This is a genomic window from Imperialibacter sp. (genome assembly GCF_048007035.1).
Taxonomy (GTDB): Bacteria; Bacteroidota; Bacteroidia; order Cytophagales; family Cyclobacteriaceae; genus Imperialibacter.
Window position 1 is genome coordinate 5,351,119 of the sequence record NZ_CP180355.1, and the last position, 12,220, is coordinate 5,363,338.

Genomic DNA, 12,220 nt, shown 5'->3' on the forward strand with positions numbered 1-12,220 from the left:
GAATATGAGGCAATTACACCATAAATATTTGATATTGTTTTTAGTCTGCCTGACCGCTATGGCTTTCCCGCAGCAGTTGATGGCGCAACTCAGGTGCCCTCAGCTATTTTCGGATCATATGGTATTGCAGCGGGATATTCCGATTTCTGTTTGGGGCTGGGCAAACCCTCTGGAAAAGATCACTGTGTCATTGGATGGTTCTGAGGCACTGGTGGTGGCAGATGAAAAAGGTGAGTGGGTTGCCAAGCTCCCTAAACGCCCGGTGGGTGGGCCTTATCAACTTACAGTGAAAGGAGCCAATGAGCAGTTGGTGTTTTCGGATGTGCTCATGGGCGATGTTTGGTTTGCTTCCGGCCAGTCCAATATGGAGCATCCTATGGCAGGCTGGCCGTGGATACCCTACTCGGGCATCAATGATTACGAAAAGGAGATGGCTGATGTCGATTATCATCAAGTTCGGCTCTTCCAGGTGCCCAAAATGCCAATGCCGGTGCCCGCAGTCGACTACGAAGAATCTGCCTGGTCTTTGCCCTCTGAAGAGTCGCTGGAACTGTTTTCTTCTACCGCCTGGTTTTTTGCTAAGCAGCTCAATCAACAGCTCAATATACCGATTGGGATTATCCATGGCTCCTGGGGAGGTACACCTATCAGGTCATGGTTGAGCGCTGAGGTAGCGACACAATTTGCTAAAGAGCTGGATTTGCAGCCTCCACCGGAGAATTTCGATCCAAACGACTGGAGAAACGCTGAATTGGCTTCTTTGGATAATGCTTATGAAAGAAGGATGACAATCAGCTTTCCAAAGACCGATTATCTGCCAGAAATGGCTTTGGATTTTGACGACAGTGGATGGCAAGAGACCAACCCGATAGATGAAGATACTCATTTTGAGAATGTAGTTTGGGCCAGGAAAGAAGTCCGGGTTCCTGAGAAGTTTGCTAAAGGACCCTTTGAACTCTCCCTTGGTGTTCTTAACCGGGAGAGCAGGGTTTATGTAAATGGACAGGAACTGGGCTTTTTTTTGTATTCTCAACCTGCAAAATTTGAAGTGCCGGTCGGTTTGATTAAACCGGGCAAAAATGTGATTGGCGTCCGACTCGCAACACCTTTTGGTGTCACAAGTTTCGAAGGCGATGCTGAAGCATTTGTGCTGTCTCATATTAATGGAAAGTTCGCAGTGTCTCTGGCTGACAGCTGGCGCTTCCAGAATGACAAGAAAGAGGGCTTTGGTACTATAACCAATCACTATAGCCGGCCTACTTACCTTTACAACGGCATGGTGGCTCCGGCGACCAACTACGGACTAAAGGGCTTTATTTGGTACCAGGGAGAGGCTGATGCCAGCCGGGCCGAATTGTATGGGAAAATGTTTCCTACTATGATTTCCGACTGGAGAACCAAATGGGGCTTAGGCGACCTGGCGTTTTTGTTTGTTCAGATCACAAGTATTGAAACTAGCCACGATATCGGAACGCCCAATAGCTCGTGGAGCCAGCTACGGCAGGTCCAAAAAGAAACTTTGAAGCTGCCAAACACTGGTATGGCTGTAACTATCGACTTGGGAGACCCTTACGATGTGCACCCAAAAAATAAGGTGGAGTTTGGTCGTCGCCTGGCCTTGCAGGCATTGGATGTAGCTTATAACGAACCTGTTGAAGCCAATGGCCCTTCTCCGCTATCAGCGTCTTTAGAGGGAAAGGAGGTCGTAGTCCGCTTCTCAGCAAATATCGAGTTGAAGAAAAACCGGGTGGGCCTGGGCGCAAGCTTTGAATTGGCAGGAGAAGATGGCCAATTTCTCCCAGCCACCGGTGAGGTGAAGGGAAACAAGCTCTATATCCATTCTGGAACGGTGGCAGAACCCAAAGCTGTCAGGTTCGACTGGAGCAACGACCCTGAATACTATATCATTAATAAAGCCGGACTTCCTGCTTCTCCGTTTGTGCTTGAGTTGGATAAGTAAGCGCTCTAAACCCTGGTTGCCAGGTGGTAGTGGTTGGTAGCAAAGACTACAAAAGTTTTGGAGTAAATGCTGCTGCTAGCTACTAATGGAGACTTCTAAGAGTGTCTGACGCTTCTGCATTTTACTAAACTTTTGTAGTCTGAAAGGAGCCGTGCCCAAAGCTGTAGCTGGTGGCATGACTTTTTTATAGTTCAATTTATCAACCTGAGTTCGATATAAAAATGTAACAAAACATCACCGAGGGGCGTCATTGCGGAAATTTTCTTCAGATATTTTTCTCATCTGAAGAAAATTATCCGTTCCACGTCGGCGCAATCTCCGCCACAAGACATTTGAGATTCCGGGCTGCCCGCCTGGGATAAATATTGGCCCATTTGAATTTTAGGCCAATATTTTCCGGAATGACGGCATTGTTATATCGAACTCACGTTATCAACATCATATACGCTCCCGCAGGATCCTGAATAAGGCAATAGGAAGTCTCCTCTCCATATTTTCGTTTTTCACCTATGACTTTGCCGCCGAGCTCCTCACATTTCGCCAGGCTGGCATCCAGGTCTTCTACTTTCACATAAATCAGCCAGTAGGGGGGTAGGTTGGCATTTCCTCCGGCCTTTTTGCAAACGCCGCTCAAGAAGTTGCCTTCTTTGTCTTTCATCACATAGTCCTGGTAGCCGCCCATGTCGAGGCCCTGCTTTTCCCAACCAATCACTTCTTTGTAGAATTCGCTAACACCTTCGTGGTCTTCCACAGTCAGGTCAAAGTGCACGATATGTCCAATTTTTTGCTCTTCCATGATTGTTTCTATTAATTGGTTTTTAAGTTAATCAGTAGCAGGAAGGAAGTTTTTGCTTCGAAACAGCGCAGCGCATACGAGTGATATGACCAGGCCAACCGGGAAGATTTCCAATAATGTCATGCCAAACCGAACGACTGGATTTTTGTAGTTTTCAGCCATAGCATCCATCGAAGCTGTCATTTCATCAATTTCAGCCTGCGAGGCACCTTCATCCTTCATTTTTTCGATGTAGAAATTGGTGTAGTCTGTCATGAAGTCGGGGGCAACGGTGTTGTAGTATATTTCCCATCCAATGCAATACACAATTCCTGCCACGAGAGTGATCGCCAGCCCTGTTAACAGAGCTTTTCCAAAGGTGATACTTCCGTTCAGGTATTTGTCTCTAAACGCTTTCACGCCAAAGAAAATCATCGACAAGGCCGCAATCATCGACACATAGCCGAGGACCATGCCGAGGTCGTAGTTGCCGTTCTCCTTGCCAATAGGCATGGTGAGGTACATAAGCACCACTACAATGGCACCTGCAATCAATCCGTAGGTAATAATTACTTTTCTCATAGTTCTGTCATTTGTGATGTGTCAAAACAAGCGTTCAAAGGCATTTTTCCACTCATACTTTGGTATGAATTTATGAGTTCAGCCAATAATAGTACTAAAGTACGGGTAGTTTGCTACTGGATGAGGCTGAGCTCCTTTGCTTTTTGAACAGCCTGCGTCCGGCGCCTAGAGTCTAGTTTGGAAAATAGATTGGCGGTATGAGTTTTTACTGTGCTGAGGGAAATAAATAGTTTGTCGGCAATTTCCTGGTTCGAGAAGCCTTCAGCCATTAACTGTAATACTTGCAACTCACGCTGGCTGATCTCCAGTCTCCTGAGTTCGTCCTCGTTAAGGTGAAACTTTCGCTGTACGATAACGGTGGTTCGTCGTTTGCCTATTATTTTTCCTCCAGCCCAAACTCCGATCAATACAAAAAGCAAGGCTACAGCGCCAACGTAAATCTCTAATGACAAATCCCGCACGAAGAACCTGTATTCCAGCATTTTCAGCAAAAATAGCAAGGCTGCCATGCTTAGTCCATATATGACGATGGTTCTGGTCATTGAGTTTGATATATTGATCTTTAGGTCTTGAAAGTAAGTTTTTTTGAAGGAAAAAATTAGTGAAACTTGTTTTACTTAACACCGTTAAGTATGTTTGTTCCGTTATTTGAAAAGTATCATGGGTATATCAGAGCGCAGAGAACGAGAGAAAGAAGAAATGAAGGAGCTGATTCTCAAAACAGCCAACAGGCTGTTTGCCGAGAATGGCTTTGAGAAGGTAAGCATGAGGAATATTGCCGACGAAATAGAGTACAGCCCAACCACGATTTACCTCTATTTCAAAGACAAGAATGAGTTGTTTTATGCCTTGCACCTGGAAGGGTTCCGGATGCTGGCGGAAGAGTTTAGACCACTGCTGGACGTGAGTGATCCCATGGAACGAATGTACCAAATGGGGCTTCGCTACATAAGGTTTGCGTTCGAGAATCCTGACTATTACAGGCTAATGTTTCTGGTGAAGGATCCTTTGTGCACCTCCGAAACTGACGACACCTGGGAAGCAGGTCACAATGCCCACGCTTTTTTAGAAAAGGTGGTGATGGACTGCCAGGCAGAAGGGTACCTGGAGGGGGTAAGCATGCGATCAGCTGCGCTCATGATCTGGAGTTTTGTGCATGGCCTGGTGTCGCTACAAATTTGCGATAGAATGAAACTTTATCAGGAGGTTGACCGTGAACAGTACGTCACCGATGCTTTTGAAGCTTTCCAGTTAATGATAAGAAATTTTAAGTCCGTCGAAAAGTAGACGACTTCAATATAAAATAGTACGGTCAGGTCTTGCCCTGACCTTTTTTTGAACTGTAAGTTAACACTGTTAATTAAATAATGTATGTACACCAAAGTGACACTATTAACCGTCTTTGTATTTTTTTCGGGCATAGGTAGCTATGCACGTCAGAACCAACCGACTGCTTCAGAGGGAGTCCTGGAACAGTATGTGGCTGAGGCCCTCGCTGCCAACCTGACATTGAAACAGGAGAACCTGGCGTATGAGCAGAGTCTTCAAAGCCTGGCACAGTCGAAGGCACTTTTCATGCCTTCTGCTGGCATAAGCGCTACTTATTCGCTGGCGCAAGGAGGTAGGAAAATCAGCTTTCCCATTGGAGACCTGCTGAACCCAGTCTACACAACGCTGAATCAGTTGACCGATTCGCAGCAGTTTCCGCAGGTGAACAATGAGGAGATTCAGTTCCTGCCCAACCGCTTTCATGAAACCAAACTACGGGTGGTTCAGCCGCTTTTCAATTCCGACATCTGGTATGGCTACAAGGCGCAGCAGCAAATGGTAACTGTGCAGCAGGCCAAAAGACAAGCTTACGAGACACAGCTAAAAGGCATGGTGAGGGAGGCCTACTTCAGCTACCTGCAGTCGATGGAGGCGATCAGGATTTATGAAAGCTCATTGAACTTGCTTGACGAGCAGGTGCGGGTGACGCAGAGCTTTTTTGATGCACAGCTTGTGACCAAAGATGCGGTGTATAATGCCCAGCTGGAAAGAAGCAAAATGGACACCCAGCTAAACGATGCCAGAAAAAATGAGCATTTGGCAAGGGCCTACTTCAATTTTTTACTCAACAAAGAGCTTGATGCAGAGATTGAGGTAGACTCTCAATTTTTGGGCGATTTTGCATTGCCTCAGGCAATAGCCGGGAATACCGGCAATCTTACAGAGCTAGCTTTGCAACAGCGAAACGAACTGCAGCAGGTACAGCAGGCCCAGGAGGCGACTAATTACCTCATCAAGCTGAACGAAGCCAACCGGATCATGCCCAACCTGGCCGTAATCGGTGATTTGGGCTACCAGGGATTTGACTACAAATTCAACGGCGATCAGCAGTTCAGCATGCTCATTTTCAGCCTGCAGTGGGATCTTTTTAAGGGGGGAGCCCGCAAGGCAAAATACCAGTCGGCAGTGTTGCAGAAAACAACACTCGAAACCCAGGAAGAGCAGCTGAAAAAGCAAATAGAACTACAGGTGATTCAGGCATACGAGGAGGCCAGGTCGGCAGCCAACAATCTGTCGAGTGCTGAATACGCATTGAAGACCTCGGAAAGCGCTTTTAAAATCACACAGTCGAGATTTCAGCAAAACCAGGTACTGCCGCTGGAGTTCCAGCAATCGCAACTGAACTACACAAACGCCCGCCTGAGCTACAGCATCGCCAAATACAACTTGCTCAAGAGCGTAAATGAAGTCGATAAAGTAATTAACAGCTTATAGTCAATCCATTTTTTTAAGAAAGAGACTCAATCATCAATATCATGAAGAATTTTATTACTCCAACAATCATTATTCTGTCTGCATGGGTGCTGTCTGCCTGCACGCAGAACAAAGCATCTGAGATGCAGATAGACAAAAATGTGGTGGCGGTTCGCCTCGACAGCGTTAAGTCAGAGAAGGTGGCTAAGCCGGTTCGAACCAGTGGTTTGGTTTCCTCTGAAACGGAAAGCACGCTATCATTCAAAACGGGAGGCATCATTCAGAGAACCTATGTAAAAGTGGGTGATCGGGTAAAAAAGGACCAGCTTCTGGCTTCACTAAACCTTACTGAAATTCAGGCACAGGTGGTGCAGGCTAAAAATGGTTTTGAAAAAGCCACCAGAGACCTCGAACGTTTCAAAGGACTTTTAGCAGACTCAGCGGCAACACTGGAACAATACCAAAACATCGCCACTGTTTATGAAAATGCAAAGGAGAGCTACAGCATAGCCTCTTATAACCTTACTAACTCCCAAATCAGGGCTGGCTTTGATGGCGTAGTGCTAAAAAAATGGGCCAACGAAGGAGAGATGATCAACGGTGGTAATCCAGTCTTTTCGCTGAGTGCCAGGAACCAGTCGACCTGGGTGTTAAAAGCGGGCGTGGCTGACAGGGATTGGGCCAGGCTTAACATCGGGGACAAAGCGGTCGTGCATTTCGACCACCTGGGAGACCAAGTCATTGAAGCCGAAGTCATCAGGTTGGCGCAGGGGGCCGATCCAATGAATGGCACCTACCAGGCGGAGCTTCAGCTGGAAGTTGGAAAAGATCAGCTACTAGCCAATGGCCTTGTGGGGAGTGTTGTGATTTCTCCTTCAAAAACTCATCAGGTAAACCTGATTCCGATCGAATCGATAATAGAAGGAAACGGCAGCCAGGCTTTTGTTTATGTGCCTGCAAAGGGCAATACGGTGAAAAAACAGCCCGTAAGCGTTGCCTATTTTACTGAAAAGGATGTGGCCATCAGCACCGGTCTGGAGCATACTGCTCAGGTAGTTTCGGCTGGGTCTGCCTACCTCAATGAGGCGTCTACCATCATGGTAGTTCAATAATTTTTTACCGGAGAGCAAAGAACAACGAAAATGAAGATAGCAGAATTTTCAGTAAAGAATTACCAGTTCACCCTTATCGTGTTTGCCATGGTAGTCGGGTTAGGGCTGAACTCCCTGTTCAATATGCCCAGAGGTGAAGACCCGGAGTTTGAGTCGCCCAGTTTTGCCGTGGTGGTGGTCTATCCCGGCACAAGCCCTGTGGACATGGAGGAGCTGGTAGTTGACCCCATCGAAAAGAAGATCAGCGAGCTGGAAGACGTGAAGAAAATCGTCAGTAATGTAGACGATGGCCTGGTGGTAATGCGCATCGACTATAAGTACGAAATTGACCCCGACGATGCCTACCAGGAAGTAATCAGGGAGATGAACACGGTGCAGCAGGAGTTGCCGGCCGACATATTCAGCATAGAAATTCGCAGGTTTACGCCTACAGATGTTAATATTCTGCAAATCGCTTTAGTATCCGAAACGGCTACGTACCGGCAGCTGGAAACTCAGGCTGACGAACTGAAAGAACGGCTGGAGGAGGTAAAAGCTTTGAAGAAAGTGGAAGGTTGGGGTTTCCCCGAAACAGCGGTGAAAATCTCGTTGAACCTGGAAAAAATGGCGGCGGCTCACATTCCATTGAACAATGTCCTCGGCGCCATTCAAAGTGAAAATGTGAACATGCCAGGAGGAAGCGTCAACGCTGGCACGAGAAGGTTCAATATCAAAACCAGCGGGAGCTATACCAGCCTGGAGGAGGTGCAAAACACGATAGTTTACTCAGCCGCCGATAAGGTGGTGTACCTGAAGGACATCGCCGACGTGGCTTTTGACTATGAGGAAGAAAATCACCTGACCCGGTTGAATGGCAAGAGAGCAGTGCTTGTGACTGCGGCCCAGAAGGAGGGACAAAACATTTTCAAAGTGCAGGAGGTCTACCAGCCTGTGGTAGATAAGTTTAAGGCAGAGCTCCCCTCGAACATGGAACTGGTTCAAAACTTTGACCAGGCCACCAGCGTAGACCGCCGGCTCAGTCGTTTTGTGAAAGATTTCATCATCGCTATCCTTTTAGTGTCAATCACGTTGCTGCCACTTGGCTACAGAGCGGCCATAGTGGTGATGGTTTCCATTCCACTTTCTCTCGCCATTGGCCTTTTCATGCTCGATATGCTGGGCTACACCATCAATCAGCTGAGTATCGTCGGTCTTATTGTGGCGCTGGGGATTCTGGTTGATGACAGTATAGTGGTAGTGGAGAATATAGAGCGGTATCTCCGTGAAGGATATGGTAAAAAAGAGGCTGCTATTGAAGCCACCAAACAGATTGGTCTGGCAGTGGTTGGATGTACGGCTACGCTGATTTTCGCTTTTTTGCCTTTGCTTTTCCTTCCTGAGGCGGCTGGCGACTTTATCCGTAACCTGCCCATGGCAGTGGTTACTACGGTCATTGCATCCCTTTTCGTATCGCTCACCATTGTGCCCTTCCTTTCCAGCAGGATATTGAAAACCCACACTTCTTCAGAGGGAAACATCTTTTTCCGTGCTTTAAAAAGGTTGATCAGCGGCTCATACTCAAAGTTGCTGGACAAGGCACTGTTGCGACCATGGGCTACCCTGGGCATTGCTTTTCTCATCTTTTTGGGTGCGTTGGCTTTGGTGCCATCAGTTGGCTTTAGCTTATTCCCGGCTTCAGAAAAGCCCCAATTCCTGGTGAATATTGAAACGCCAGTGGGTACCAGCTTGCAGGAGACTGACAATGTGGCCCGCTATGTGGAAAAGGCATTGGCCGAAGAGCCGACCATAACCTATTACACCACGAATGTGGGCAAGGGTAATCCTATGATCTACTACAACGTAGTGCCAAAGGCCGAAGCTTCCAATTTCGCTCAATTTTATGTGCAGCTGGAGAGCGATATCAGGCCTGAAGAGAAAATTAAGACCATCGATGAGCTACGTGAACGCTTTCTATATTACCCCAATGCTAAAATTGAGGTGAAGGACTTCGAGCAAGGTCCCCCAATTGAAGCGCCCATTGCCATCAGGGTGTTTGGAGAAAATCTGGATACTTTAAGGAGCCTGACACTGCAGGTGGAGAAAATATTGAAGGACACTCCGGGGACCATTTATGTCAACAACCCGCTGGCCACTTTGAAAACTGACCTTCGCTTTCGTATCAACAAGGACAAGGCGGGCATGCTTGGCGTGCCGCTTGCTGAGGTGGACAAGGCTATTCGTATGGCGGTTGCTGGCCTTACCGTTGGCGACTTCACTGACTCCAATGGCAAGGAATACAATTTGTTGGTGACCGTGCCGAAAGGCAGCATTACTGATATGTCGGTGTTTGACAGGGTGTATGTCAATAGCTACAAGGGAGCATCGGTGCCCCTCAGTCAGCTGGCTTCGCTGGAGTTTGAAACGAGCACCAACCTGGTGAAACACTACGACAAGGAGCGGTTTGCCACGGTGACAGCTTTTGTGGAAAGTAACTACCTGGTGGAAGCCGTAACCCAGGAGGTAGTTGCCGATATGGATCAGTTTGATTTTCCTCAGGGCTACACCTACAAAGCCGCAGGTGAGCAGGAGAGCAAAGAGGAAAGCTTTGGAGGGCTCGGTACCATCATTCTTATTACAGCCTTCGGCTTTATGGGCATTCTGGTGCTGGAGTTTGGTACCTTCAAAAGTTCACTGATTGTGCTGTCGGTCATTCCTTTGGGAATTATCGGGGCCATTTTGATGCTGCTGATCACCGGATACACCTTCTCTTTTACCGCTACCGTTGGGTTGATCGCCCTGGTGGGCATAGAGGTGAAAAACTCAATCCTGTTAGTTGACTTCACAAACCAATTGCGAAGAGAAGGCATGGAACTCAATAAGGCGATTCGGGAAGCCGGTGAAGTGAGGTTTGTGCCGATCGTGCTGACGTCACTCACGGCTATCGGCGGTTTGACTCCGCTGGCATTAGAAGGCAATCCGTTGTACTCGCCATTGGCTATTGTATTGATAGGCGGATTGATCAGCTCAACCGTTTTGTCCAGAATAGTAACGCCAGTGCTTTACAAATTGCTGCCTCCAAGTATTGTGGTAGAGAAGAAGCCAGCGCCTGAGGAAGGATTGGGAATGGTCCCGGTACCGGCTTAGAATATATAGGTATTGCCTCCAGCATTTGTCGGGAGGCAATACCTTTAATAGAACTCCAAACTCATCGTCAAGCTTGGCCAAAATTTCCACACGTAGTTGGGCTCGCTAATGGTAGCTACTTCCAGGTAAGAGAGTTTATAGCTATTATAGTTGGGCGTCCACCAGGCATTCACGCCTGCACCAATCACAAAGTACATCGACCAATCCATTCGCCGCCCATATACAATGTGAGGGTTTAGCATCAGGTTGAAAGGCTGCTTGTCTACACCATTGAAATTAACCCACGACACATTGATCCTGTAATCTTTGAATGCCAATTGCTGCAAGTCATGTGGGTCGAACAAGGATCCTTTGCTCACACCATAGCCCCAGGCTTGCTTCGGCCAGATCGAGTGGTTGCCGGGAATGAAAAAGTTGCGGCTATAGAACACCGTATTGGCAATTTCTTCCGAGCCTGTCGTGACTCCCAGGTTAGTTTGAAATGTTTCGTTGGCCCAAATCCGGCCCGATATTCGAGGGCCAATATTGACAAGTCCAAAAGCCCAACCTGTATTTTCCCGAAAAATGTTGACTACCCCAAATTGATGTCCACTTGATTCCTTTGACACATTGACGAGCGCAAACTGCAAGCCATTGGATTTTTGAGCCTTGTTGAACAAGCCGATTTGGTAGCCGCCCATTCTATTGGAAAAATTGATAGCGCCCAACTGTAGCCCATGGGTCTCGGAATCGACGGAATTGGGGCCGTTCATGCTTTTGTTTCTGTTCACCACGCCAATCTGCGCTCCAAAGAGATCTCCTCTGGCGTAGTTCACTGCTGCCAGCTGCACGCCGGTGACAAAGCGGCCTGTGTAATTGAAAATGCCAGCCATCTGCAGGCCGTGGAGATTATTAGCTGTCATATTCGCCACACCACTCAGCTGCCAGCCAAAAGCGCCATTACCAGCCATGTTGATGAGAGACGAAGCCTGGAAGCCAGTGACAGATCCCGTCACCAGGTTGGCTAGTCCTGCTGCTTGTATACCAAGAAACGGCGACTTAAGCGCTTCGAGCTCAGCCCTGGTGTAGCGTTTTTGCTGCTGCATGTCGCCACCCACTACATTTAGTACGCCCGCCATTTGAAAGCCATAGGTGTTTCGCTTGCTGAAGTTGGAGAATCCGGCCAATCCGAAAATATTGCTGCCGGCAGAATAGTCGACCGTGAGATTGATGGATATGCCATTGTAAGAGTTTCCCGGATTGAGCCCATTGGTGCCGAGTCCCGGGGCCAGCGATACGTTGAAAAGATGGTATTTAAAAAGTGCCTGGCTTTCCACAAGTTGTGACTGCTCAGCACTGGCCAGCAGCGTATTAGCTGAGTCTTTGGAGGCTTCGGGTTGCCCCATAAAAGCGTAGGGCATTGGTTCGTCCACATAGACGGGAGTCAGTTGCACGGGTCTTCTTTCGTCGGTAATGCTTTCATCGGATTCACCTTGTTTTTCGATTGGAAAAAAATCGGGGTGTAACCGAAGCGCTGTATATGCTTGCTTGTCAAACAGCGAGTGGGAGGGGATGCTCTTTTTTCTGAAGTTGAGCTCTTTGTAGCCAAATGGCCAATCATAAGGATTCGGAGCAGGTTGGGTCTTAGGTTTGCCCGTTGTCATAGCTTTCGCCTTGTTTTCTGATTTTGGCCTGAGCAGCACGGTACTGCCGCTTATTGTGTACTCGAGGGATGTTTCAATGCTCAGCTGGTCCAGTGCTTCTGTGAGAGAACCTGCTGTTTCTACGTTGCTTATTTGGCGGATGGGAAGGAAGTTTTTGCTGTAGAGGAAATGCACATGAAACCGCTTGCTGATATGCGTTAGGGCGGAATCTACAGGGACAGACTGTGCCATGGCTCTGAATTGAAACAGCATCAGAGCGAGAAAAATCAGGGCCCAGTCTATA

Annotated in this window: 9 protein-coding genes; 5 read left to right on the forward strand and 4 right to left on the reverse strand. The window is 47.7% G+C overall.

What is annotated here, in order from left to right; genetic code table 11:
* The first annotated feature begins 4 nt into the window (after positions 1 to 4).
* Complete coding sequence (locus ACMVP2_RS23125; protein WP_416865302.1) at positions 5 to 1,960, forward strand: sialate O-acetylesterase; 1,956 nt, start codon at positions 5 to 7, stop codon at positions 1,958 to 1,960.
* 424 nt (positions 1,961 to 2,384) lie between these two features.
* Here ACMVP2_RS23125 and ACMVP2_RS23130 read toward each other — a convergent pair whose 3' ends face one another.
* The 3 genes from ACMVP2_RS23130 to ACMVP2_RS23140 all read right to left on the reverse strand — a co-directional run bounded on the left by ACMVP2_RS23130 (position 2,385) and on the right by ACMVP2_RS23140 (position 3,859).
* On the reverse strand, positions 2,385 to 2,756 hold the full coding sequence (locus ACMVP2_RS23130) for a VOC family protein (RefSeq protein ID WP_416865303.1): 372 nt from the start codon (positions 2,754 to 2,756) through the stop codon (positions 2,385 to 2,387).
* A gap of 27 nt (positions 2,757 to 2,783) precedes the next feature.
* A complete protein-coding gene (locus ACMVP2_RS23135; protein WP_416865304.1) occupies positions 2,784 to 3,317 on the reverse strand; it encodes a DUF4199 domain-containing protein in 534 nt (177 codons plus the stop codon).
* Positions 3,318 to 3,430: 113 nt separating this feature from the next.
* Complete coding sequence (locus tag ACMVP2_RS23140) at positions 3,431 to 3,859, reverse strand: response regulator transcription factor (protein WP_317491241.1); 429 nt, start codon at positions 3,857 to 3,859, stop codon at positions 3,431 to 3,433.
* A gap of 118 nt (positions 3,860 to 3,977) precedes the next feature.
* Here ACMVP2_RS23140 and ACMVP2_RS23145 point away from each other — a divergent pair, with 118 nt between their 5' ends.
* The 4 genes from ACMVP2_RS23145 (at position 3,978) to ACMVP2_RS23160 (ending at position 10,294) form a co-directional block, all read left to right on the forward strand.
* A complete protein-coding gene (locus tag ACMVP2_RS23145) occupies positions 3,978 to 4,604 on the forward strand; it encodes a TetR/AcrR family transcriptional regulator (protein ID WP_339789656.1) in 627 nt (208 codons plus the stop codon).
* Positions 4,605 to 4,688: 84 nt separating this feature from the next.
* Positions 4,689 to 6,080, forward strand: coding sequence for a TolC family protein (locus ACMVP2_RS23150; RefSeq protein ID WP_416865305.1), 1,392 nt, complete (start codon positions 4,689 to 4,691; stop codon positions 6,078 to 6,080).
* 41 nt (positions 6,081 to 6,121) lie between these two features.
* The gene (locus ACMVP2_RS23155) at positions 6,122 to 7,171 is read left to right on the forward strand and encodes an efflux RND transporter periplasmic adaptor subunit (protein WP_416865306.1); all 1,050 of its coding nucleotides are present in this window, start codon (positions 6,122 to 6,124) and stop codon (positions 7,169 to 7,171) included.
* Positions 7,172 to 7,201: 30 nt separating this feature from the next.
* A complete protein-coding gene (locus ACMVP2_RS23160) occupies positions 7,202 to 10,294 on the forward strand; it encodes an efflux RND transporter permease subunit (RefSeq protein ID WP_416865307.1) in 3,093 nt (1,030 codons plus the stop codon).
* Between the two features lie 44 nt (positions 10,295 to 10,338).
* Here the strand turns inward: ACMVP2_RS23160 and ACMVP2_RS23165 are convergent, their stop codons facing one another.
* The gene (locus ACMVP2_RS23165; RefSeq protein ID WP_416865308.1) at positions 10,339 to 12,168 is read right to left on the reverse strand and encodes an LA_2272 family surface repeat-containing protein; all 1,830 of its coding nucleotides are present in this window, start codon (positions 12,166 to 12,168) and stop codon (positions 10,339 to 10,341) included.
* Positions 12,169 to 12,220: the final 52 nt, after the last annotated feature.